Source organism: Planktothrix sp. FACHB-1365, from assembly GCF_014697575.1.
Taxonomy (GTDB): Bacteria; Cyanobacteriota; Cyanobacteriia; order Cyanobacteriales; family Microcoleaceae; genus Planktothrix.
In genome coordinates this window covers 42472-68658 of record NZ_JACJSC010000017.1, presented here as the reverse complement: position 1 = coordinate 68658, position 26187 = coordinate 42472, and the positions used below count along the sequence as shown (strand labels likewise).

Below are 26187 nucleotides of genomic sequence, written 5' to 3'. Positions count from 1 at the left end.
TCCCAGGGTAGGAACCTGGGAATATTTGAGTAAACGATTAATCAAGGAACTCAAACCTAATATTAATAAGATCAGTTTCATCTTTCAATGTTTTTTATCGTCAATGGTTCATGGCGGTAAATATTGTAATTGTTGCAGGTCAAAAAAAATTCAGCACTCGGAGAAAGCGGTTTGAACCGACTTAAGCCAGAAAAGCTCTAATGTTTTTCTTAATATTAAACATTAAAGCTGTTGAGAAGGTTTCCATTCTCCCTGTAAGCTAAAAGCAGCCCAATAATAAGGCGATTGCCATTCTGGATTTTGCCACATTTGCAATTGTGCTGCCCGCAAGGCGGCACTGGGAGTTAACCCTTGAGATAACATTGCTGGATAAAATTTCGACATCAATTCTGCGGTAGCTACATCATCTACATACCACAGAGAGGCAACAACGCGAGGGGTTCCCGCATACATAAACCCCCGTGTTAAACCGACTAATCCTTCGCCACGAATATTTTTACCTAAACCTGTTTGACAAGCACTTAACACTACTAATTCCGACGGTAAATTGAGATTATAAATATCATTTAAACGTAGATAACCATTTTGCCAATTACCCTGTTCATCGACTAAAGACATCACCATCCCAGATAATTCTGGGTTACGACTATTAACAAACCCGTGAGTCGCCCAATGGATAATGCGATAATTAGCCAGTTGGGAACTGGTTGCCTGTTCTCGGTTAGCCTGGAAATCCAAAACCTGACTTCGTTGAGTCTCACTGACTAAACCCATAATGGTTTCTGCTTCCCGGCGAGTGGCCATTAAACGTTGCCAACTAATGCCAACCTCTCTAGCTGCACGAGTCAGGAGGTTCACCGCTTCCAGTGGAGGTTCCCCAGAGGGCTGAGTCCCTTTAGATTGAACTCGTTCATCGTCTGGACTAAAAACGGGATCAGCTAAAATAGCAACGGTTTTTGTAGCTAAGGGACGAGTTGCGGTTTCTTGACGCAATGCCGCTAATGTAGAAACTGAAGGCAAATTAACAATTTCATGTTGAAGAATAAGGGGTTGATAGTCTGTTTCTAAACCCGATAATTGAGGAATGGGTAAGGCTGAAAAAGGAACATAATGTAAAATTCCATCCCCCACAATCAGTAACCGTTTATTTTGCAATTGACTCGCAACCGGGTTTAAAATCATGGCGGTTAAACGATTGCCTACGGTTGCTAAATTATTGAGACGAGTTCGTTCTCGTGGCGATGTTAACGTTTCTCTCATTTCTTTGGCTAAAGTTTCAATCTCTTCCCGTCCGGGCAATTGATAACTACTAATCTGGGTTTTAGTCACTGCCCAAACATAACTCCTTTCTTTTCCTAACGCATATTGTAATAAGATGGTTTGCTCATCTAAAACTTGTTGCTGAATTTCTTTTAATGTTAAGGGTTGAGGTTGAGTTAAGTTAGCATAACGGTTGGGAGTTGTTTGTAATTTAGTTCGCAAATCACGATACTGTTGTAATAGTTCTTGTTGTCGCTGTTCTAAGGCTTGAATTTGTTCGGAAGGGGCCTTTTCTGCTAATAAATTCAGGCGATGTTCTTCTAAACTCTGAAATTGATGTTGTAGACTTCGTTCTTTTGCTAACAGTTGTGGGTCTGCTCCCTGACGAATATCGGTATTTGCTAATGCTAATAATTCTAACAAGGTTCGGGCTTTAGCGCGTTCAGAAGCATATAAAGCTTGAGCATCATAACCTTGAGTCGGATTCATTTGATGCTGTTGCATTAACACATCAATATACAGATCATAGTAATCCTGTACTGTTGCAAAATAAGACGCTCGTAGCCCTAAATCTGCAATTTCAGTTCGTAAGGCTTCGACAATTTTTAAGGCGGCTTCTAGGTGTTTTTGAGCCGATAAAAAATCCTTAGCGTTATGTTCTACTTCTGCAATTCTGTATAACGCATCCGACTCTAAGGCCGGATTTCCCATGTCTTTTGCTAACTCCAAGGCTTGATTATAATATTCTAATGCTTCTTGCGTTTGGCCCATCTGAGCGTTGAGTTTTCCTAAAAAAGTGAGAATCGTGGCATCTTGAGGAGAATCGTCTACGGTGCTAAGAAAGGCTTGAGAATCAACTTGAGCTTGTTTTAGAAAGTAAATCGCCTGTTGGGGTTCCTCCAAAGCTTCATAAAGGATAGCTCCTTGGATAAACATTTGGCGCTTCACCCCTAAATCAGCAGATTGGGCGAGGGTAACAGCTTGTTGAAAGGCTGCGATCGCTTCTGGTTTTTTTCCTAAATCCGAATAAGCCAAACTCATCTTGGCTTGAATCACCGCCTGGGGTTGAGAATTGATGATTAATGCTTGCAGTTTTGTCCATTCACCTTGAGATATGGCGGCTTGTAAAGTTTCTTCCCATCGGGGTAATAATAGACGATTTGACTCAGATAAATAAGATAACTGTTCTAGGGCTTGCTGATAAGCATCTAAGGCGGGTTGTGCTTCGCCCCAACGACGATACCAGTCCCCGATATCGACTAAAATATCCACCACTTGCGCGGTGTCCCCGATTTGTTGGGCCAGTTCTTTGGCTCGTTTGTAATAAAATTGAGCTTGTTGGGGATCACCTAAACTGCCATAAAATCGACCAATTTCTTGATAAGCTAAGGGAGCTTGTTGTTTATAGGGAGAGTTTTGTAACAGTTCTCCCGCTTGATTAAAACTATCAATTGCTTGTTGATATTCCCCAATTTCTTGATAAGATTGACCTAACTTTAATAAAGCACGAGTCGCCTCCTGAATATTCCCCAATTGTTGATAAGTTGCTGTTACAGTTTGATATTTTTCAATGGCTAATTGAGGTTTACCCATGCGTCGATAGGTATCAGGAATTTTCTCAAAAAATCCGTTAGCTTGAGGGAGATTATTCAATTTTTCTTGGTGAAATAAGCCAATTTCTTCATAAAAAGTGATGGCGAGTTTAGGCTGTTTTAATAAAACTAAAATTTCGGGAACAAAAGCCATCAATTGTATCTCTAGTGAAGGTTGAGAAGGATTAGTTTTATTCAGTAACCCTTGAACCCCTTGTCGGAGAGCGGTCATCGTTTTTTGATCATCAAAATTATTGTCCATTACCCAAGCCCAACCTGTTAATAAACCAATTTTGACCAAGGGTTGATCGAGGGTATTAATCTGAGAAAAAGCTTGTTCTGCTGTGGTATTGGCTAACTGAAGATTACCCAATTGACTCGATAGCCAACTGGATGCTAAAGATAAAGCGATCGCTAATTCAGCTTGGGGAACTTGTTGACTTTTGTTAACCGCTTGATTTAAAGTTTCTAATGCTAATCTCCGTTCATCTAAACTGTCATAAAGCCAAGCCAAACCCATGAACAATAAACTAGAAATTTCAGGTTTATTCAGGGTATTAATTTGAGTAGAAATAGGACTAATTATCGTCAAAGCTTGTTGTTTTTCTCCTAGTTTTTGATAAACTCCCGCTAAAGCTAACCGAAGTGGAATCGACAATTCAAGTTGTTTAACTTGTGCGAGGGAAGATGGAACTTGAGCCAGCAAAGATTTCGCTTTTACTGGATCGTCTAAGGTCATATAAAGCCAAGCTGCAACAATCTCTAAACCAGATTTCCATTCGGGTAATTGCACTTGATTAATGAGAGAGATAGCATCTTCTAAAGCTGGTAAAACTTGCTCAGGTTCTGGTGAATGATAAGTTTGTAACCCTACCCAAAGTAATAGTAATCCGGCTCCTATTTCAGGTTGATTGATAGATTGATTAAGCGCAACAATTTCTCGAATTTGAGTTAAAGATTGTTGCGGATTATCTAATTCTAAAGCACTGATTGTAGCCATTCCCAAGAAAATACCTGACCACCAGGGATCATTTGCTTCTTTCAAAATTTGCAATTGCTGTTTAAAGATTTCCAGAGATTCTTGAAATACTGCAATTTTAGCGGGTTGATCATCTAAATGCTGATAAGCTTTACCGATTTGGATTAAAGTCGATCCTAGGATAATTGCTTCAACTTTTTTGCGTTGATCCGGGTCAGAATCTTGAATATTAGATAATTCATGTTTAAAATTTAAGTATAAGTTATAAAAAATATCAGGTTCATTTGTTTTTAAACCTCGAATTTCAAATTGATAACTCAATTCTCCTTTAGGCATTTCAATCTTTTTGGACTGAAGTTTTTGAAATTTAGATAATAGTTTTTTGAAGGTTTGTAAGCTTTGAGAATATTTTTCTAACTCCTGTAAGGATAATCCTATTTCATTGAGAACAGCAATTTCTAACCAATAAGCTTTGGATGAATCTAGGGATTTTGAACCTTCTAAGGCTTGATTCAAATATTGAATAGCCTGTTCTGGTTCTTTCCACTTTCGATGTAAATAACCCATCTGGTAAATTTGCAAAATCTCTCCCCAATCATCGTCAGCTTCTTGAAAAACTTTCAATGATTCATTCAAATACTTTAAGGTTTTTTGTTGTTTTTCAACGGTCTTAGTTTGAGCTTTGATGATTTTTTCCGTATTCGGATCGGGTGGTGGGGGTGGAATTAAGGTACTTAATCCTAACAAATCGGGTTCAACTTTTTCTAAGGTTGGAAGTTGAATCACCGTTGCCGATTTTGCCGAATTGTTAGCGGTAATATTTTGAGATTGAAGCAATGATCCTAACGAAGAAGATGAATCTAAGTTTAAACGGTTATCCCCTTTTAAAGACGTTTTTGCTGAGAGTAAAGGAGACGTATTTAAAGATTGGCTTTCTGCTATTAATTTTTCAACGGTTTGTGCTTCTAAATCTGCCATTTTGCGAAGAATTAAGGCTTGGCGAAGGCGATCGCCTTTTTGAGCATAATTTTGAGCAACTTGTTCATATTTTTCAATGGCTTTTTGTTGAGATTCGGGAGTATTTTCTTTAGCCAATTTTTCAGCTTCTTGTTCTAATCGTTCAGAGGTCGTTTGGGATTGAATTTGATAAATAATAATAGCTGAACTAGGATTTTTCACCCCTGGACTAAGGCTTAATTTAACATCTGTAAATCCCCCAATTCCAAAAATCCTCTGGATTTCTGCTTCAGCTATATTTCGATTAAAAGCGTCCCCAATTTTAATTTGAATCGCATTTTTAAAGGGAGATTGTTCTTCTAAATTGTTAATAGAGGTCGTGGCTGAATTAACCTGATTATTAGCATCAATAAACTGAATTTGGATATCTTCAATTAACCCTTCTGCAACGGTTAAAGTTACAACTCCATCGGTACTGATTTCGGGTGCTGTAATAAATTGAGCGATTGCATAACCTTTCTCTTGATACCAAGCATTAATTTTTTGAATTCCAGCCTCAATTTGTTTTAAATTAATACGGTGATTGAATTGCTGCTGAAAAATCTGTTGAACAATTTCCGTCGTTAAAACTTGATTCCCGATCACCTTAATAGAACGCAAAACAGGGTTAACTTCTACGACAAAAGTAACTCGTACACCTTTAGGTGTATCTTCTGGAATTACTTGTACAGTTCTAAACCAACCCAAGGCGAAAATCTGATTAATATCCTCTTGTAATTTCTGACGAGTTGTGGTTTTACCTGCTTTTGTATAAATAATTTGTTCAATTTCTTTTTGAAGTTGGATATCCTCTATTCCCTTAATAACGACTTCTGCAATTAAAACTTCAATATTAGGATTAACATTAGGATTATTGGGTTCAGAAGCGGGAGTTGTTTGCGCTTGTAACGTCTCCAAAACCGGATGAACTGGGGAGTTTTTATTTTCAGATAAATGATTACTGGCTAAAGCGGATATCCCCAAAAACCCCGATGTTAAAATAGTAACAATAGAACCGATTTTAAAAGTTAATATAGGCAGATTTTCAAGTTTTTGATGTTGACCTTGAAAAGTTTGGTGTTTTTTTCTATTGTTTTGCATCATCACTCATTCCTGCTCTAAAGGGGGACTGCAATTGTTTTTTGAGAGGGAAACCTTTAATGTTCTGTAGGCTGAAATACTCAAATACCTCTGAGTAACAATCATCGGGTTAGACTGAGTTGCTTTACAGGCTATTTGGATTGAGTAAATTTTTAGGGTATCATAAACTTGTTTGGCTCAATCCGGGCGGTAGCAGTACAACGGTCAGGATTTATTGATCCCAGAGGGTAAGGATAAAAATTTTATAATTTATTTCAATTTTTGTAAACTGCTATTCATGAAAATATATTAATAGTTTAAAATCCTTGCTTCATCGTTCTGGGATTAAAATTTTTGCCCAAATTTATGAAAGTGTAAACTCTTTAGTCAAACCCTAACTTTAAATACTATCTTTTGGGTGAGTGAATCTGTAGAGCGATCGCGCAAACTAAAATCAAGCGAGGATTAGACAGACTAATCTCCGCCACCGTTAACCCCATATACAGGAGCAATAACGTGCCTATTCAACCGATAGCCGGAATAAGTTCCACCTTGAACGGAAAAGTACCCACTTTATTATTAAGCGATATGACTGTTCCTCTGTGGGGTTTAGCTATTTTCATTCTGTGGATAATTTTTATTGTTGTGCTGCTACTCGCTGTCAGAATTCGCCATCTCGCGGCGGGTGGCTCTGTAAAAGATTTTGGCACACCGAATGATGAAAGTTTGCTTTGGCGACTGTTTCGGGTTCACGCAAACTTAATTGAGAACCTACCTTTGTATCTGGGAGTGGTTTTCCTGCTAACTGTTCGGGGTATCTCTGGAACAACGGTAGATGTGTTAATTATTGTGTATATCGGATTTCGTCTGCTACATTCACTGATTCATATTGCAGGTTTAAATCCTAATTTTCGGCTGTTTAGCTTAGTCATTCAGTTCAGTTGTTTAGTGACCTTAACTGTCTTAGCATTGGTTTAGTTGAGGAATTTCGAGGAGGTTTAATGATGTCAATAGAAAATAAGAAATTATCAACAGGTCAGATTATTCTGGCAATTATTTATATTCTTATCATCCCTCTATTACTTCTACTTCTTTCAGGAGATTGGTTATGGCTTGAAGGATGGATTTTTGGAGTTTGGCTAATTATCATTTCTGGAGTTACTGCCATTTATTTATATCGAAAAGACCCGGAATTACTCGTAGAAAGATTTAAGCAACCCGGATCAGATAATCAAAAAGTATGGGATCAATATTTTCTGTATGGATTTGAACTTTTATTTTTAGCTTGGATTATAATCATGCCTTTAGATAGCAAACGATATCAATGGACAACAAATTTCCCCTGGGAGCTAAAAATTTTGGGAGGGATAGGATTATTGATTTCATTTTTCTTTTTATACCGAGCTTTTACAGATAATACCTTTTTATCGCCTCTGGTCAGAATCCAAACTGAACGAAATCACCACGTCGTTTCCACTGGTGTTTATGGCTTTGTTAGACATCCTATGTATCTAGGCGCGATCTTTTTATTCCTGGGAACACCCCTATTATTGGGTTCTCAATATGGGGTTTTAATCGGTGTTATAATATCCTTACTTCTCGTTGCTAGAATTAGGGGAGAAGAAAAGATGTTAGTTGAAGAATTAGAAGGATATCAAGATTACACAAATCAGGTGAAATATAGATTAATTCCTTTAATTTGGTAACGCATCGTGCTCCGCGCTATATTATGAAATCGATTTAGAATCCCTCATATATTCCCTACAGTTTCATCGTTAAACTAATCCGTTTTAACTTTTCATTAACTTCCATCACCCGCACTTTCACCACTTGTCCAACTTTAACAAATTTATTCGGATCATCAACAAATTGATCCGCAATTTGGGAAATATGAACTAACCCATCTTGATGAACTCCAATATCAACAAATGCACCAAAAGCCACTACATTCGTGACAATTCCTTCTAATTCCATGCCATTTTTTAAATCCGTTATTTCTTTAATTCCTTCCTTAAATGTGGCATATTTGAACTCCGCACGGGGATCTCGTCCGGGTTTTTCGAGTTCGTTAATAATGTCTTTTAAAGTTGGAATTCCAATGGTATCGGTAACATATTTATCCAGTTTAACGGATTTAATTTTATCCTTAAATTGGCTAATATTATTCAAGGAAATGCCTAAATCTTTCGCCATGACTTCCACCACCTTATAACTTTCGGGGTGAACGGCGGTATTATCTAAAGGATTAACCCCCCCTCGAATTCTTAAAAATCCTGCCGCCTGTTGAAACGCTTTAGGCCCTAATTTAGCAACTTTTAACAGTTCCTTACGGGTTTTAAAGGCTCCATTTTCATTACGATAATTGACAATATTCTGCGCTACTGTTGGGGTAATTCCTGAAACGAAGGTTAATAATTCTTTAGATGCAGTATTTAATTCTACTCCCACATAATTCACACAACTTTCAACCGTATCATCCAGTTTTTTCTTTAATAATTTTTGATCGACATCATGTTGATATTGTCCAACTCCGATGGATTTCGGATCAATTTTTACTAATTCCGCTAACGGATCTTGTAACCGTCGTCCGATACTAATTGCACCTCGCACCGTTAAGTCTAAATCAGGGAATTCTTGTCGCGCCACATCACTCGCAGAATAAATGGATGCGCCGGATTCATTCACCATAACTTTAATCGGTTTTCGGTCTAATTTAGCGATAATTTCGGTTATAAATTCATCGGTTTCTCGTCCAGCAGTTCCATTTCCAATGGCGATTAATTCAATATTATATTTATCGATTAATTGTTTAACTTTTTTCGCGGCTTCTTGACGTTGACCTTCTGCTTGATGAGGGAAAATCGTATGATATTCACAGAATTTTCCGGTTTCTGATAAAACTGAAACTTTGCATCCGGTTCTAAACCCTGGGTCAATGGCTAAAGTGGGTTTCATTCCCGCCGGTGAGGCGAGTAATAATTCTCTTAAATTGGCTTCAAAGGTTTTAATGGATTCTAAATCGGCGTAGGCTTTGCGATCGCTTCTGACTTCACTCATTAAGGACGTTTTCATTAACCGATTAAAAGCATCTTTTAACATCGGTTGATAAAATTTCCGAATCACCGGATTTTTCGTTTTAATTTCCTGAGATTCTAAATAAGACTGTACAAAATCCTCATCAAATTCAATCTCAACTTTTAAGATTCCTTCCGTTTCTCCCCGAAATAACGCTAATAAATTATGAGGTTTAATATCCTGTACATTTTCTCGATATTGACGATACATTTCAAACTTCGTTGTTCCTTCGGGGTAATCGTCTTTCACCTGGGATGAAAACACCCCCTCATTCATTAAATAGTCTCTCAAATAAGCTCGTAAATTTGCTTTCTCAGACACAATTTCTGCTAAAATATCAGAGGCTCCATTTAAGGCATCTTCAACGGTTTTCACGCCTTTTTCTTCAGAAATATATTTTTCGGCTTCCCCTTCTAACGCAACCGTCGGGGAATTGGGTTGATTAAAATTAGCAATAAATTGAGCGAGAGGTTCTAATCCTTTTTCTTTCGCAACAGTAGCGCGAGTTCGCCGTTTGGGTTTATAAGGTAAATATAAATCTTCGAGTTCAGTTTTCTGTAAACAATTTTCGATTTTTTCTCGCAATTCATCGGTGAGTTTATCTTGAGATGCGATCGCGTCTAAAATACTTTTTTTCCGATCTTCTAATTCCGTTAAATAGGTATAGCGTTCTGAAAGATCCCGCAGTTGAATTTCATCTAAAGACCCGGTGAGTTCTTTCCGGTATCGCGCCACAAACGGAATCGTTGCTCCCTCAGAAAACAATTGTAGCGCGTTTTCTACTTGAAAGGGTTTAAGAGACAGTTCTTGAGCGAGAATTTGGGGAATATTGAGCATGGGATTCAAAACCAACAGATGTTCCATCTAAATTTGATTTTATCATATTTGTTGGATGTTAAGTCAATCTGGGTACAATAAAAGCTGAGAGTCCATCCCGATTTGGTATTTGTCTTTGTCATTAATTTTGTGTGATATGATATTAGATTAGATATCTTGAAATTAGGCAAAATTCATGGAAAAGCTATCTCAATATCAATCTCTCTATGAAAAAGATTATTATCTCTGGCTACAAAAAACCTCAGAAATTTTACAAACTCGTCAACTCAATCAACTCGATATTGATAATTTAAAATCAGAAATTGAAAATTTAAAAACCCATGTTAAAGAAACTTTACAGAGTAGATTAATAACATTAATTAAAAACTTGTTAAAATTAAAATATTGGACAAGCGAAAAAGAATGTAATGCCAGAGGATGGCTCAATAACGTTATAGAACAACGATTAAAAATTGAATTATCCTTAGAAGATAGCCCAAGTTTAAGGACATTGTTAGATGAAATATTCTTCGATTGTTATGAGCAAGCTAGAACCGATGCTTTAAAAACTCATCAGTTACCTCGTGATTTATTTCCTCTTGAAACTCCTTTTTCATTAGAAGATATTCTTAATTCTGATTATTTACCCTAATTTTAACGGTTTGATCTCTATCCAAGTCACAAAATTTTTACCCGTCAGATAAAAAATGCTAAAAAAATCACTTCTAATATTATTATTAACCTTAACCTTAATTCTAAGTCCTATTTCTTTCCCAGCATTAGCTGTTAATCTGGATACAGGAGCTAAAATATTTGAAGCGCAATGTGTGGGATGTCATGTCGGGGGAGGAAATATTGTCCGACGAGGAAAAACCTTAAAGAAAAAAGCCTTAGAACGCAATCATGTTAATACTTTAGAAGCAATTTCAGCCTTAGTTACTAATGGCAAAAATAATATGTCTGCTTACAAAGAGCGTTTAACAGATGCAGAAATTCAAGCGGTTTCTACTTATGTTTTAGAACAGGCGGAAAAGAATTGGAAAAATTAGCATAAACTGGGTTGATAACAGTTATTAACCCGGTTTTGTTGACTTCAGCAGTAAAAAATTTCTGTGAGACTGGTGAAAGGCTAATCCTCCGCTCGTTTTGTTGATTTTACCTCAGTTGCAGATTATTCATTAGCTGCGTTCTTCTTGATGTAGTTTACAACGTCTTGAACGGTATTAAGATTTTCAGCGTCTTCATCAGGAATTTCGACTTCAAATTTCTCTTCCAACGCCATGACGAGTTTCTCTTTATCCAGAGAATCAGCGCCTAGATCATCGATAAAGTTAGCCTCTGGAGTAATTTTATCTTCCTCAACGTCTAATTGCTCTTTAACAATTTCCTTCACTTTTTCAAACAATGTTGTGTTAGTTTCTTGGGTTTTAGAAGGTTCAGTTTTAGAAGGTTCTATTGGTACTGAGGCTGGTGGCGGTGTGGGTGATGGGGCTGGTAGTGCTAAAAACTTTGAACGGGGTTTTAATTTAGTTTCTAAAGTTTTCTTGCGCTCATTAAGTTGAGATAAAAGTACATGATTACCAGAATATTTTAGTTTAATAAAGGATATAAAATCACTGATTGTACAAGGTTTATCAAAACCCTCATGCCAACAATGAAACTCTTGATGAATTTCTTGTTTAATAACTAAAAGATTATCCTGTTCAGCAGCTAGTTCAGGATATGTACTTTTGTTATAAAGATGATGTACGGCTAAGATCATAGTTTTTGACTGGGTTTCTCCTGTGATTTGACATTGATTCTTCTGTTTTTTGGGTGCTTCTTTCATCGCCCTATCAATCTCAGCTTTTAAAGGCAGCTTCGGTGTTGCTTTGTGTTTAATAATTGGGATAGCAACTTGAGGAACTCTAGCAGCATATAGACGTTTTAATCTATTAGTTAATTTCTCAGATAATTCTACACTAATTCGTTCTAAACCTGAAAAAGAATAATAACGATCATCCTCTATATCTTCAAAATCCTCCTCTATAATTAAGGGTAGATCAGACCTTGCAATATCTTTAAAAGCTTTTTTTAAGCGGTGTTTAGTGGTTTTAAGTATTTTACGCACATCCTGAAACTTGAGCCAATGACGATTCCGCCTTAGCAATATTTTGCTTGAATCATCACCTAGAATTGAAAGAGTTTTCTCTACAATTTCATTATCAATTTGTTTCTTTTCTTGTTCACTGATTTTTTTTGCCAGTAACTCAAGAACTTTTGTGGCTTGCTCTAATTGCTCATCAGTTTCAAAGTATTCTCCTATAACAATTAGAGATAATCGAGAAAAATCTCGTTTTTTCTGACTTTTATTGACATACCTAAAATGTATTTCTTCTTCCCAGACAAACTTGTTTTTCTCCTTTTCTATTGCTGATATTATTTGCTCTAATTCTTCTTTTTGTAGGTCAAGACCTTGTAAAATATCTTCCTCAGTAATAAAGAAATCTTCTCGTGCCATTTTAAAATCCCTCTGCTATTAGATTATGATAGGTGGTTTGCTTAAGACTTTTTAGGTATTGCCGCAATTAGACTATTATACATTTGCGTAAGGCGTTCAAAGATTTTGCGATCGCCTGTTTCTTGATTATCAGGATGATAAATTTTAGATAATTGACGAAAAGCTGTTTTAATATCATCTTGGGTTGCTGTCTTAGAGTCTAAATTAAAAACCTGCCAAGGTCGAAAGTATTTAAAAATGTCAATACGATTAATACAACCATAGCCGTCTTCATTGGTTTCATCGGGTAAAATATCAATCCATTTACGATATAACATTTCCCAGGTTTGTTTTTGGCTAAAATCTAATTTATCCATCCCATCAGTTGCCATTTTAAATTGTTCTGATTTTTTTAATTCATCAGTGTCTTTAACATTAAATCTTTTATATATCGCTTCTTTAATTTCTGTAATTTTAAGGTGTTTATCTTTTGGAAGTTTTTCTGAAGGTTTATTTAATAGCCTATCATCCTTTTCAATAATTTTCTGAGCTTTTGAAGGGGAAGAGGTTTCTGATTTTTGTTTAAAGCGCGTGTCATAATCTTGAATTACTAGCAAAGCAAATTTTTCAAGGTCATTAGAAGTGATAGGATGATTCTGAGACTTTTGGGAAAGTTTGGTAATTTCTTCTTGTACTTTGGGAGTTAGAGGTATAGTTTCCATAATTTTCAGTTAATTTTGTCTTTAAATTTTAGGTTGTTATATTTTAGAATAAACTTGAATAGAATTCCATATTACTGATTATATATTTCTCTGTTGAAAAGTGTCAAGTCTCAAAAACACCGTCTATAACCTTTATAACAAATGATAAATATCCCCTTAGCAGATGAACTACTAAGGGGATATTAAGTTGATACTGCTAGATTATTTTTGTATTTTAATTTTTAATTCTGCCATCTTCTAACGTCAAAATGCGATCGGCTACATCCATAATTCGGGGGTCATGGGTCACCATTAATACCGTTGTCTCTCCTTGTTTAGCTAAGGTTTTTAACAGATCAATTACACCCCGACCACTACTTGAATCTAAAGCCGCTGTGGGTTCATCCGCCATAATTAAGGGGGGATCTCCTGCTAATGCTCGCGCTACAGCAACCCGTTGTTTTTGACCCCCCGATAAATCTTGGGGTAACAGATGAATTTTATCTCCTAAACCCACTTGTTCTAAACGTGTTTTCGCTTCTTCTCTGGCATTTCTTTTCCCCATTCCTTTGAGATGCAGAGCTAATTCAACATTTTCTAAAGCCGTTAAAGCGGGGAATAAATTAAATCCTTGGAAAATAAAACCAATATTATGTAACCGAAACTCTGCCAATTGAGTCCGAGACAATTTTGTAATTTCTTCACCCAATAAAAACACTCGTCCCGCCGTCGGTGTCAACAGTCCAGCAATAATAGATAGCAATGTTGTTTTCCCCGAACCACTCGGCCCCATCAACAGTTGAATATCCCCTTGTTCGACTTCTAAATTAATATTTTGCAAAACTTGAACCGTTTGCCGCCCCGATTTATAAGCCATTTCAACACGACAAGCTTGAATTCCAATCGGCTTAATTCTAGCATTTGGTGAATAGTATGCAGCCTGATTGGGAGATATAGTGGATTTTGCCTCGCTAACTTGAGTGCGTATCATCGTTCCAAATTAATAATGATGTGGGCTTCTAACAAGAATTGACGGATCTAATAAACTAAATTACAGAGGAGTATTGTCAGTTTACTGAAGAAATCGGGTAATTCCAGAGAAGGAGGGCTGACCATGAACTATCCTGAACCGTTTAGTTCCACTATTTTAAACTCAAATGTTACCGATTGCCTGTGATCTAATACCATTTGGTTACAAAAAGTGACTGGCATCAAGCTTTAAACACAATTGCTGGATCTACCTTAGTGACTTTCTGAATGGCGAAAAATGCCGATCCCGTACACATCGCAACGGTTAACCCGAATACCCCTAAAGCCGATAAAGGGGTAATTAAAATCAAAATGCCTTGGGTCGCGCCAGCCCAGGACGCTACACCTAAACACAGTGCCATACCTGGAATATAACCTAAAACAGCCATCCAGAGGGCCTGTTCTAAGATAATTCCGTAGATCACCCAGTCCGATGCACCCATCGCCTTCAGGGTTCCAAATTCCTTTAAGTGGTCAGTGACGGAGGAATACAGAATTTGTCCGACCACCACCATTCCCACTAATATTCCCACCGCCGCTCCTAAACTGAGAACAAACCCAACGCCTGTGCGTTTTTGCCAAAAAGTTCGCATCACCGTAGACATTTCTTCACGGGTAAAAACCTGAACATCATCGGGTAAAGCATCCTCTAGTTTTTGCTTCAGTTGAGTTAAATCTTGACCGGGTTTTGCCTTAATTAAAACATAAGTGATCGGATCAGCTAAATTTAACGCTCTTGGCGGCGGAAGATCGGTGGATTTTTGATTAGAGGATTGATCTTCATAACTTTGAGTACATTGTAAATCCTCATTTTCTTGGACTTGACACCGGGTTTGAGTTTTTACAGGACTATTAACATAAGCATTAGCATTTTTTAAAGAAGTGAACACAAAACTATTGCTCACAATAGATTGAGTTCCTTGAGTAATTCCCCCTAATTTGGCTTCTAATCCTCCGAGTTTAGCCGTATCACCAAGATTTTGAATTTTGAGAGCGTCTAATTTACTCTCATCAATCATAATGGTATAGGGTTGTTTTAAAGCATTGATATCTCCTTGAATAATATTCCAAGGGGAAAATAATTCCCCTTCTGGATCGGAACCTACGACTGTTACCGCATGAATTTTATTTTCTAGGGGATCACGCCAACGCGCATTTCTAAAAATAAAAGCTTCAGCTTGTTCAACACCAGAAACCGTCTGAGCTTGGGTGACTCGTTCTAAAGAAATGGGCATCGTTAACTCTAAATGAATCATATCTTTAGAAGCGATCCAAATATCTGCTTTTGAGTGATCAATTAAGACCGAAGAAGACCGAATAAACCCGGTTAAAATCCCATTTTGAATGGTAACTAAACTGACAGCAAACATAATCCCAGCTTGAGCCACCAAAAAACGGGGAATATCCTCAAATAGGTTTTTTCGAGCAAGAGAAGCCATCGTTAGGTGTTGGGTATCGGGTGTCGGGTATCGGGTGTGTTGTCTGTTAACGGTTAACAGTCAAGCACCAACAATTCTATTGTATACCTTCTCTAAGCAGTGGCTTGTTGGGGGAAAAGTTGGCTCAGGTTTTGACGGGGTAGGGGTTTGACCCAGGAAAACCAGGGGGTTACGGGTTTAAAATCAACCGATTGATAGAGCTTTGTTGCTCCTGTTAAACTATCAGCATCAACGCTTAGTTTAGCAGTGGTTACGCCTGCTTTTTGCAGTTGAGATAAACCTGCCAAAAGGAGGGTTTTTCCTAATCCTAATTTCCGAAATCCTCGTCCCGTTCCTAACCATTCAATCCAACCGATTTGATCGGAATTTAACTGACATTTACAAAAAGCTGCAAATGTGCCATTGGGTGCGATCGCAACTAAATCTAATTCGGGTTGATAGTTGGGTTGACTTCGCCAATATTCAGCTTGTTTAAGGGTTAATTCGTGATGATCCCAATGGTCAATAAAGGATTCATTAAACAAATCAACCCAGGCTGAAAGGTCTTGTTTGCCATGAATATAAGATAATTTAAAACCTGATGGAAGTTCGGGAATAGAGAGGGGAAATTCTAAGGATTTCGCCATCGTAATAAACTGCCGATCTACGTTAAAACCTCGTTGTTTGAGTAACTGGTTTTGTTCGGTTTGTTGTTCTAAACTGTAGGTTCTTAATTGCACGGGACACCGTTTTTGTTGTCCGATTTCTCGAATACGGGTTTCACACCACCGCATCATTTGTTTGCCTAAATTGCTGGATCGGACACTAGGATGAATATACAATCCAAAATATCCATCAATTCCAGTTTTAGAGGCTTGGGGTTCAATTCCAACTAATCCCAAAAGTTGACCTTTTACATCTGTCCAAAGACGGATATCTTTTTCGGGGTTAACCGTTGGAGAAGAGAGCCCTAATTTTAAGTCTGCTAAACTTTCATCTTCTGTGAGATGATCTACGGTTTGACAGGCTTGAAATAAATTAAAAATTGCAGACCAATCTTTTTGACCTTCGTAGGGTTTAATGATTAAAGAATTCATAACAAATTATTCCGAAAATTCGGAAATTTCGATTTAATCTCGAATGGATAAATTTGCACCAAAAACTAGAGGTTGTTCTTCAATACAACCTTTATCAATTCTCTATTCAATGTTGATAATAGAGAATTTAAACCAAACTCTATTTGAGCCAAAAACCCTTTAGGAATAAGGTTTTACGACTAAAATCAGGATAGTTTTAGGGTTAAAAATTAATGATGACGATAAAACTCTGTTTCCTGTGGGTAACACAGAAATGTTCAGGTTTTATCAAATTAGACACTCATAAAAACGGGTTAATAAATCAATTAAATTTTGTTCTCTAATTTGACTTCTGCATTGGCTAAATGGATATTGCCAGTTCGACCACTGGCTCTTGGAAAGTCACCAAACCGAATGCAAGAGTCTTGATCATTTGATTAAATAGGTTTTGTCTCGCTAGGTAAAGAAGAATTTCACCTCCAATGAGGTCGTATTGTTAATTCACCCTCAGACCTGACAACCGCAGGCTGGATGACTCCATTTGAGTGTGATTGGCTAATGGCGGACGTTCCTAATCTAAGGATAGCTGATCCCCCCAATCTGTTGTCAAGTTTCCAGGGTTAAGCTTTGGTTATGTAGTGAGTCCTTCAGGACTCCAAGCCCTGAAGGGCTTACTACTTTCTTTGTAGTGAGTCCTTTAGGACTCCAAGCCCTGAAGGGCTACTGTAGTGAGTCCTTTAGGACTCCAAGCCCTGAAGGGCTTACTACTACTCAAAGCCCTGAAGGGCTTACTACTGTTAGATGATTCAGTCTTAATGCTATGATTTGGGTTGTTTGTAGAGTTGTAAAATTATTATCGCTGATTAAAATTAGCGATCGCCCTGTTTCGGGTAAGGAAGATCCCCAAGTTAATCCTTCAATATTATCAACTGCAATATTTAAACGGCTTAAATTCAACAATAAAGTTTTTTCTGCGGGTATAATTTCTGTATTAATTTCCTTCAAACTCGGCAACTCCTGAATATTATCCGCTTTTTCTAAAGAAACTAAGAACAATTTTATGGTATATCCTAAACCTAAAGAAAAAGATCGTTCTAAACTAATTAAATGAGATTCATCAATCGCTAATAAATCGACTAAACCCTGTCTATTAAACTGTTCTGCAATAAATGAAGAATTTTCCAAAGGATCAGTAATATACAAAAACTCGGCATCGGGTTGATTTGTTTGCAGGTTATATCGCAAAATTCGGGAAAATGTTCCCTGCTCTAAAGTCGCTATTTCTCCATCTTGAATTAAGGCGTTTTCATTGGCGGTAAATAGATGGGTTTTATCAGGTGTCACCGTTAAACTTTCAAAGGCTAAATTAGAACGAACGCCTCGGTTTTTATTGCCATTTCCATCAAAAAATTTTTCAGGAATGGGTAAAGTTCTCAATATTTTACCGCCCAGGGAAAATTCTTGAATAAAAGGGGAAATATTTTGATAGAGGTTCCCTTCTGAAGCAATAAAAACACTATTTTTAAAAAACGTAATTCCTTCTGGATCAAGACTATTTTTAGGAAAGGGTTTTCCCGTTTCTGTTAATAGTGTGGTAGCTCCGACTACACTCACCCCTGTTTCTGAAAGAAAACCGGAACTTAAATCAATCTTGAGAGTATAAAATCGGGCTTTATTTTTATCACTGGGGTCATCGGATATGGCATAATAAACTTGTTGTTCGGGGTTATAAGTAATACCTGATAAACCACCGACTTCTGTATTATTATAGAGTAGTCCTGTCGGTAGAGTAGCTTGTCCAATTAAATCAATAATTGTTGAAATCGCTACACTAGAAGTGCTGAATATTAAAAAGAAAATCAAGGTTAAAATTAACAGCAGACAAGATAATAAAATTTTCATTATATTTGCCTATTTTAATAAGGTTTAGGGATAAAGAATTAATAATCTATTCTTTTCTATTCTAATATCGAAGATTGATTAGAACTTGAGTAATAAAGGGTAAAGTCTTTTTGCTTGGCAAATTTAAAGAGTTGGGAACAGTTTTTTGAGGTAAATCTCTACGGAGAAATAAGGGTAAACTCATTAATCCTAAAATAATTACAATCACTGTCATCATCCAAATTAATAAACGGTTGGGTTTATAATTCGCTTGTTCAATTTGCCAAAAAACTTGATTATAATTCCAAGCTGCAATTACAGTAATCATCATTCCGGTAATTACTAAAATAATCCCCATATTATCTGAATTAAAAATAGGATGACTAGGGGGAATTTTTTCGGTAAATGAGGTTTGCAATTGACGTAAAAACAAACTAAATCGTGCGATCGCAAAACCCAAAGCAATTAAGGAAATAGAGGTTCTTAACCAAGCCAAAAATGTCCGTTCATTGGCTTGATGTTCTCGCTGACGATCAATTTTTTGTTCTTGATTCATAAGTTCTATATCTCTTAAAAATTTCTCTTGATAAACTCCATTTTTGGGTTAAGCATTAAGAAATTCTGTTAACCATTCTTTAACATGAAATGTAGCACGACAATCATCTTCATTATATTGTACAATGGCATCTAATAAGGTGCGATCGCCTGTTTTTAACCATTGTTCATACCAACAAACAGATTGAGCACCATTTGCTTTGGGATCTCGCCATTCAAACCCTAACCATTTTGCTACAGGTTTAAGGGCGTAACTTTCCACAGGAAGTGTTACTGTTTCTGTCATTTTTGCATGAAGATCAATAAATCGTTTTAATACTGGTTTCCACCAATAATCCGGGGTATTATAAATTGCAGCTAATCGTTTAATAGTTTTGGGTTCATAATCACAAAAATGAAAAATAGGCGCGATGGGATAGGCCCAAACCAACTCTAAAAACTGTTTCCAAATTAATTCTTCTTGAGTTTTATCTTCCGCTAAAAAGGGATAAAATTTCTGTTGATTAGAGCGCCGATCTATAACTAGAAGACCATGCAAATAATCTAAATTCAATTCCGGTTGTGCTTCAATATCAAAATAAATCTCAACCGGAAATTCTTTTAATTTGGTTTGATAGCTATCTTGAAAATTATCTAACCAATAGCTAGAATTAAAATTTTGCTCAAAACTGATAAATTCTTCCTGACGTTTAATCGCTTTACTTTCTAAATTAGATTCAGCTTGTTTAATAATTTGTAAAGCAATTCCTTCTGCAAATTCAGGATAAATTTCTAATTGCTCTGGGGTAGCTTTCGCCAAGGTTTCTACAGTAGGTAAATTCAATTCTTTTAACCGTAGATACCGAGTCGGAGTAACACCCGGAATTAAAGAAATATGATTTTGCGATCGCGCGACCTCCAAACAATAACTATGCCATTGACACAAATTACATTTTTGTCTAGCAATAAAAACTTCCGGTTCATCACGAGATAACGCCATGTTTAAATAATTATTTAAAACCTGATACATTTGCGGAAGACGTTGCTCTAAATTAACCGAATATGGAGCCTTATCTCGTAAAATTAACCAACCAGTTTCCGGCTGGACTCCTTGAATTCCTTCTAATAAATAAGCATGAAAAGCAGAAATAATTTGATAATCGAGTTTAGGACGTTTCCCTAACTTAATATCGTGAGAAACATAAACCCAATCTCCAAATTGAGAATATCCGGGCTGTTTCACTAATAATTCAGGAGAGCTCACTAAAGTAATCTGAATCATTTCATCAGATTCTATTAATGATCCATCTAACAAAATTTCAGAAAGGTGTAGAGACGTTGCATGCAACGTCTCTACTTTCAGCAAAACCCCTTGATAAATTCGATCAACGCCTTGCTGCATTAACTCTAGGGTTTGTTTAGCTCCCAACTCCCAATTTCCAAAAAAAGAGTCTATTTTAAAATAAGGATAATGAGATAAAATACTGTTTTGATAAGCAGAACTATCCTGCATCAATTTTAGTAAAAAATCACTAGGAGGATCTTGTTGAGAACTATCTCCATAACGCTCTAAAAATGCACGCCTCTGACAGCGTTGATACAGCAATAGTTGTTTATCGGTGATTAACATAATTATTTCGGTGTCAATGATCAATGATGAGTCAGATATCCTCTTCACCTTAAACTTAAAAGTGTCCTTTGACGAAAAATAACGAACCCTTAATATTATGACAACTCCTTCCCTAGAAACCCATCGCCAACAGTTTCCCGCCTTAGCCAATAAAGCCTATTTTAATTATGGCGGACAAGGGCCGTTACCCCTGGTGTCAATGGATGCTATTATTCAAGGGTATAACGAGGTGCAGTGTTCTGGCCCTTTTTCGGGTAAAATTAATCAATGGCAAAAGCAAGAAACCCAGTTAACTCGCAATTTAGTCGCCACTGAGTTAGGAATTGCTCCCGAAACCCTCTGTTTCACCGAAAATGTTACCGTTGGTTGTAATATTGCTCTGTGGGGAATCGATTGGCGACCGGGAGATCATCTGTTAATTTCTGATTGTGAACATCCAGGGATTATTGCAATTGTTCAGGAACTTCAACGTCGCTTTGATTTGCAAGTTTCGTTTTTTCCGTTGAGAGAAACCTTAAACCAAGGTGATCCAGTGGCGATGATTTCTGAGTATTTAAAACCGAATACTCGTCTATTAGTGATCAGTCATATTTTATGGAATACAGGTCAAGTTTTACCGCTAACCGAAATTGTTAAACTCTGCCATCAAAATTATAACACAAAAGTATTAGTTGATGCCGCTCAATCCGTTGGTGTTTTACCGCTTCAATTAACAGAAACAGGGGTTGATTTTTATGCCTTTACAGGTCATAAATGGTTATGTGGGCCAGATGGATTAGGGGGGTTATATGTGAGTGCTGAATCTTTATCCGAATTATCTCCAACGTTTATTGGATGGCGAAGTATTATTAACGATGAACGAGGAAAACCGATTGCTTGGACACCCGACGCTAGACGGTATGAAGTCGCTACTTCTGCCTATCCATTATATGCAGCATTACGCCATGCTATTACCCTGCATCATCAATGGGGAACTCCAACAGAACGTTATCAAAAAATTTGTCAGAATAGTCAATATCTTTGGCAAAAACTATCAGAAATTCCCCAAATTCAATGTTTAAGAACGACTCCCCCGGAAGCGGGTTTAGTTTCATTTCAACTTACCAATGGAAAATCCCATCAATCCTTAGTCAACACTTTAGAAAACCAGTGTATTTTCCTGCGAACCCTCCTCGATCCCAATTGCGTTAGAGCCTGCGTTCACTACTTTACCCTCCCCTCCGAAATGGATCAACTCATAGAAGCAATAGGAGGGAACAGGGAACAGGGAACAGGGAACAGGTAGGAAAAATCTTAATTAATTATGAATTACGAATTACGAATTACGAGAAATATTCTTAATTCTTAATTCGTAATTGATAATTCGTAATTGACTGATAACTGATAACTGATAACTGATAACTGATTACACAGCAACCGCCGTATTCCCGACCACTTCACCTTTTAACATTCGTCCGGCTGCTTCTAATAACTGCTCTTCTAAATAAGGCTTGGTAAAATAACCCCGTGCTCCCAAATTAAACGCCATTTGACGGTGACGATCAGCCCCCCGTGACGTTAACATAGCAATAGGTAAATTCGTTAAGATCGGATCTTTTTGCATCCGCGATAATAACTCCAACCCATCCATCCGAGGCATCTCAATATCGCAGAACACGATATCACAAGGTAAACCCGATTTCAGTTTTTCCCAAGCTTCCTTACCATCTCGCGCCTCTTCCACCCGATAACCGGATTTTTCAAACGTAATCGATAACAGCGATCGCACCGTAATCGAATCATCCACAATCAACACCGTCGGTTCAGACTTCTGAAGTTGGGGTTCAGCCACCGCATTACCCATCTGCCAAATCTTACCAGCAGCATCCTTGCGAATTCGACCCATCGCCAAATCAATCAACTCCAGCACATCGGCGATCGCCACAATTTGACCATCCCCTAACACCGTGGCCCCTGCAATCCCAATCGGTTTCGGTACAGGCCCTTCCAAAGGCTTGATCACAATTTCCTGTTCAATCAACACCTGATCCACCTGCACGGCTAGATAACTACTCGAAGACCGCAGGACGATCACCGAAATCATATCTTCCTCAGCCGTAGCGCCATAGACATTCCCCCGACCCAAATGGCGGTGATACGTTAACAACTCCCGCAGATGACGAAGCGGTAAAATCGTTCCTCGCCATTCTAAAGCCTTACTCCCATCCTCCATGACTCGAATTTGTTCACGGGGAACATCAATCATGTCTTCTACCCCATCCATCGGAAACGCAATCCGCACCCGATCGCTCACACAGCACAACGCCCTGGAAATACTCATATTCAAGGGTAAGCGAATGGTGAAGGATGTCCCGCGTCCCAACGTCGAATCCGTCGTAATTGTGCCGCGAATATCCGTTAAACTGGTTCGCACCACATCCATCCCCACACCCCGACCTGCATATTCATCCGCCACATCCTTTGTACTAAAGTTGGGCAGGAATAACAGATCATAAATCTCTGGATTGCTCATACTCTCAGCTTCGACCGCCGTAATCAACCCCTTCTGAATCGCCTTATTTTTCACCCGATTCACATCAATCCCACCCCCATCATCGGAAACCGCAATAATGGTTTGGTTCCCCTGGTGAAATACCCGAATCGTAATCCGACCGACTGCGGGTTTTCCGGCTGCTGTCCGCACGTCCGCAGGTTCAATTCCGTGAGTAATAGCATTATTAACCAAATGAATTAACGGGTCATGGAGTTTACCCAATAACATCTTGTCAATTAAAGTATCTCGACCCTCGACAAATAACTCCGCCTGTTTGCCACATTTAATCGAAATATCCCGCACTGGACGCTTCAACGCATCCGCTTCAATCGCAAAGGGTTCCATCCGGGCTCGATTTAACCCTTCCTGCAACGCGGTGGTAATTCGTCGCAACTCACGGGTAACTTGATCCGCTTCTTCCACCAAAAACTCAATATCCGCCGACGACTCCCGCACCCGGACAATTAACTCAATAATCTCTTGAGAGAGGGTATGGAATGGCGTAAACCGATCAAGTTCCGTCGAATCTAAATCCGTATTAGAATCATCATCATGAATTGAAGACGTTTCATTAAACCAGAACGGCTTACGACGGTGGGACAGGAGGGAAATTTCTAATAGCGATCGTTCATAGAAATCCTGCATCCGTTGACCCACATCCCCCAACAGCGAAACTTGGTGCAGCAAATTATCCAAAAACTGCCGCATCCGTTCTTGATCCTGTTCCAAACTGTTGCGGTTGACCACCAGTTCCCCCATTAGGTTGCTAAGGTTATCCAATTGTTTCACCGGAACCTTAACAATCGGTTCAGCAATAGGTTTGGCAAAGTTTCCTCTGGGAACCGCCGCTGACCGAGAGCTTGGCGGCCCATTTTCAATTAATTGCAGCAACTCCGTAAACTCTGAATCCTCCTCAGAAGAAGATGATACTTTACTAACAGGGGTTCGTCCACTGTCTGAGGATTTGGGAATTGACGGTACAGACCGATCATGGCGCGTCTCTACTGCATCCGGGGACTGTAACAGTTGATCTAAATTTAAGAAAATATCTTCTTCTACCGTCTGATTAGCTTGTGCACCTTCTTCATTCAGTAAAGCATCTAAACTCGTAAAATCATCATCCGGTAGTTCCAAATTGGGAGCAGGTAGAGACCGACCCTGATCGGTCTCCATCGTTTCTAAGTTTTGAGATATCCTTGGGCTTAACACCTCAACACTGTCCTCAATAGTTGCAGCTTGCTCTTCTCCAAATTGCATCAAATCATCCAAAGAAGAAGGAGTCGATATTTCGGGTACAATACCCATCTCACTTTCTAATAGTTCGTCAAACCAATCTTCTTCGGGGGCTGCTTCTACAGTTAAGGAAGAACTGGGTTTTGCCGTTTGGGGTTTGGGTTCGGGAGAAGACCCTTGAGCCTGTTGGTCAAACTGGTCAAACAGTTCATCCAAACTTTCCGCATCCTCCAATAAATCATTAATTTCATCCGGGGAAATAGAAGTAGAATTCTGGGCTGATCCCGATGAAACTTCTGTTTCGGGATTCATGTCTAACAGTTCATCAAAGAAATCCTCAAAACTGGCTGATGGTTGATCTTGTCCAATTTTTGGGGCACTAGATAGTCCTTTGACCCTTGGGGTTTCCACCATCGGAATATCCGTATCACTGAGATTATCAAAGAAACTGGCTAGATCATCATCCACACCAGAGTTAGCCGGAGACATCCCTGGGGGGTGATGTCCCCGTTGCAGACTTTCCTGAGAAGATTTTTTGTTTTTAGCTTCTGTCTTATTTAACCCCGTTTGTTTTTCATCTAACAAATCAAAAAAGTCACCTTGTAGGGGGTCTGCTGACCTTCCCGACTGTGCAGGAGTTTCCCCAGCCGTTTCCCCAGCAGCCCCATGATCCCACTCATCCAAACCCTCAAATAAATCTCTGAGGCTGTTATATTCTTCGGGGGTAATTTCGGGGCCGTTTGGTAAACGAGTTGGGGTATTACTCGCATTCGTTGCCGAATCCGACCAGTTAGTATCGAGTAGGGGGTTCGTCAGCGTTGAAACATCTGGAGATTTCTTCTTACTATTCCCCGACTTCTTCCCTGCTGCTGATTTTTTAGACTCCCCTTCTCCCAGTGTTCGGGATTTAGGAGATTGACCGGAGGATTTTTTGGATGTTGGGGTTTTTGCAGGAGTTACGGACTTGGGTAACAAGCGGGTAATGGCTTCGGTGAGGACAATTTCAGTCTCTCTATTCGCTAAAACCAGGTCTTGAGCTTCTTTAATCGCCTTAATCACAACGGGAGCTAAACTCCGATAAGTATTCTGTGAATTAGCGATCGCTTGTTCTACATTTTCGATAAATTTAACCCAATTCGGTAAATCAAACAGTTCTCCCGCCCGGGCTAAACTTCGGCAAGTTTCAATTAACACCTGACGAGTTTGGGGGGTTTCCGGTTGTTTAAACTGTTGCAACATTTCCCGCAACCGTTCAGCAACATCACTACCAAAGACCAAATCTTTAGCACTGCTATGTCCCGTTTCTTCAGGCGGTTTCGAGATCGGCGCAGAAGTCGGGCGGGTTTGTACAGGGGTACTATAATCCGTCTCTACAGGCGAACGTTTACCTGTCCCCTGTTGCTGTACAACATTTTTAATATGATAATTTAAAGCTTCAAAAACAGGCTCAACATCCTGCAAAATAGCACTCGCCGCCTCTTCCGTTAACCCATAGGGCCCTGACAATTGATCAATCAAGGCTTGTAAGGTATCAAAAACTTGTAAAAATAACGACTCTAATTGTTGATCGAGGAATTGAGTCGGAAGACGGTTTTCTTTGAGAATTTTAAAACTATCTTCTAATCGGTGAGCCGTTTGTTGAATACTATTCAGTCCCAACATCGCAGCCCCCCCTTTAACCGAGTGAGCCGCTCGGAAGACTTCATTGAGCAGTTCTGGATCTTCAACCGTAGTTTGTAGATTCAGTAATCCCTGTTCAATCGTATTGAGGTGGTCTTTAGCCTCCTCAATAAAATAGCCCATGATCCGTTGTTGTTGTTCAAGTTGCATATCAGTTATCAGTTATCAGTTATCAGTTATCAGTCAATCCTTGGT

The 26187-nt window shown here is 38.4% G+C and carries 16 protein-coding genes; 5 read left to right on the top strand and 11 right to left on the bottom strand.

Features of this window, described 5'->3' with window-relative positions:
* Positions 1-222: 222 nt before the first annotated feature.
* A complete protein-coding gene (locus tag H6G57_RS17860; RefSeq protein ID WP_190520919.1) occupies positions 223-5931 on the bottom strand; it encodes a CHAT domain-containing protein in 5709 nt (1902 codons plus the stop codon).
* A 492-nt stretch (positions 5932-6423) separates the two neighbouring features.
* Here H6G57_RS17860 and H6G57_RS17855 point away from each other — a divergent pair, with 492 nt between their 5' ends.
* Together H6G57_RS17855 and H6G57_RS17850 are read left to right on the top strand one after the other, a co-directional pair.
* The gene (locus H6G57_RS17855; protein ID WP_309235946.1) at positions 6424-6885 is read left to right on the top strand and encodes an MAPEG family protein; all 462 of its coding nucleotides are present in this window, start codon (positions 6424-6426) and stop codon (positions 6883-6885) included.
* A gap of 26 nt (positions 6886-6911) precedes the next feature.
* Entirely contained in the window at positions 6912-7613 is a 702-nt protein-coding gene (locus H6G57_RS17850; RefSeq protein ID WP_190520918.1) for an isoprenylcysteine carboxylmethyltransferase family protein, read from the top strand.
* Between the two features lie 55 nt (positions 7614-7668).
* Here the strand turns inward: H6G57_RS17850 and H6G57_RS17845 are convergent, their stop codons facing one another.
* A complete protein-coding gene (locus H6G57_RS17845; RefSeq protein WP_190520995.1) occupies positions 7669-9819 on the bottom strand; it encodes a Tex family protein in 2151 nt (716 codons plus the stop codon).
* A gap of 175 nt (positions 9820-9994) precedes the next feature.
* Here H6G57_RS17845 and H6G57_RS17840 point away from each other — a divergent pair, with 175 nt between their 5' ends.
* Both H6G57_RS17840 and petJ read left to right on the top strand, forming a co-directional pair.
* The gene (locus H6G57_RS17840; RefSeq protein ID WP_190520917.1) at positions 9995-10450 is read left to right on the top strand and encodes a DUF29 domain-containing protein; all 456 of its coding nucleotides are present in this window, start codon (positions 9995-9997) and stop codon (positions 10448-10450) included.
* 55 nt (positions 10451-10505) lie between these two features.
* Complete coding sequence (petJ, locus tag H6G57_RS17835; RefSeq protein ID WP_190520916.1) at positions 10506-10847, top strand: cytochrome c6 PetJ; 342 nt, start codon at positions 10506-10508, stop codon at positions 10845-10847.
* Positions 10848-10969: 122 nt separating this feature from the next.
* On the opposite strand, the gene acpP is transcribed toward petJ, so the two are convergent.
* From acpP to H6G57_RS17795, 8 genes are all read right to left on the bottom strand, one after another.
* Positions 10970-11203 (bottom strand): acyl carrier protein, encoded by a 234-nt coding sequence (gene acpP / locus H6G57_RS29060; protein WP_242049012.1) that lies wholly within the window; start codon positions 11201-11203, stop codon positions 10970-10972.
* 1136 nt (positions 11204-12339) lie between these two features.
* Positions 12340-12999: a DnaJ domain-containing protein gene (locus tag H6G57_RS17825; protein ID WP_190520915.1), complete on the bottom strand. Its 660-nt coding sequence runs from the start codon at positions 12997-12999 to the stop codon at positions 12340-12342.
* Positions 13000-13213: 214 nt separating this feature from the next.
* The gene (locus tag H6G57_RS17820; RefSeq protein ID WP_375539538.1) at positions 13214-13855 is read right to left on the bottom strand and encodes an ABC transporter ATP-binding protein; all 642 of its coding nucleotides are present in this window, start codon (positions 13853-13855) and stop codon (positions 13214-13216) included.
* A gap of 334 nt (positions 13856-14189) precedes the next feature.
* Entirely contained in the window at positions 14190-15446 is a 1257-nt protein-coding gene (locus H6G57_RS17815) for an FtsX-like permease family protein (protein ID WP_190520913.1), read from the bottom strand.
* 92 nt (positions 15447-15538) lie between these two features.
* Entirely contained in the window at positions 15539-16522 is a 984-nt protein-coding gene (locus H6G57_RS17810; RefSeq protein WP_190520912.1) for a GNAT family N-acetyltransferase, read from the bottom strand.
* A 750-nt stretch (positions 16523-17272) separates the two neighbouring features.
* Positions 17273-18403, bottom strand: coding sequence for an esterase-like activity of phytase family protein (locus H6G57_RS17805; protein ID WP_190520910.1), 1131 nt, complete (start codon positions 18401-18403; stop codon positions 17273-17275).
* Positions 18404-18464: 61 nt separating this feature from the next.
* A complete protein-coding gene (locus tag H6G57_RS17800; RefSeq protein ID WP_190520907.1) occupies positions 18465-18938 on the bottom strand; it encodes a YidH family protein in 474 nt (157 codons plus the stop codon).
* Positions 18939-18986: 48 nt separating this feature from the next.
* Positions 18987-20546: a TM0106 family RecB-like putative nuclease gene (locus H6G57_RS17795; RefSeq protein WP_190520906.1), complete on the bottom strand. Its 1560-nt coding sequence runs from the start codon at positions 20544-20546 to the stop codon at positions 18987-18989.
* A 97-nt stretch (positions 20547-20643) separates the two neighbouring features.
* On the opposite strand from H6G57_RS17795, the gene H6G57_RS17790 reads away from it, so the two are divergent.
* On the top strand, positions 20644-21831 hold the full coding sequence (locus tag H6G57_RS17790; protein ID WP_190520904.1) for an aminotransferase class V-fold PLP-dependent enzyme: 1188 nt from the start codon (positions 20644-20646) through the stop codon (positions 21829-21831).
* A gap of 120 nt (positions 21832-21951) precedes the next feature.
* On the opposite strand, the gene H6G57_RS17785 is transcribed toward H6G57_RS17790, so the two are convergent.
* Positions 21952-26142 (bottom strand): response regulator, encoded by a 4191-nt coding sequence (locus H6G57_RS17785; protein WP_190520902.1) that lies wholly within the window; start codon positions 26140-26142, stop codon positions 21952-21954.
* Between the last annotated feature and the right edge of the window lie 45 nt (positions 26143-26187).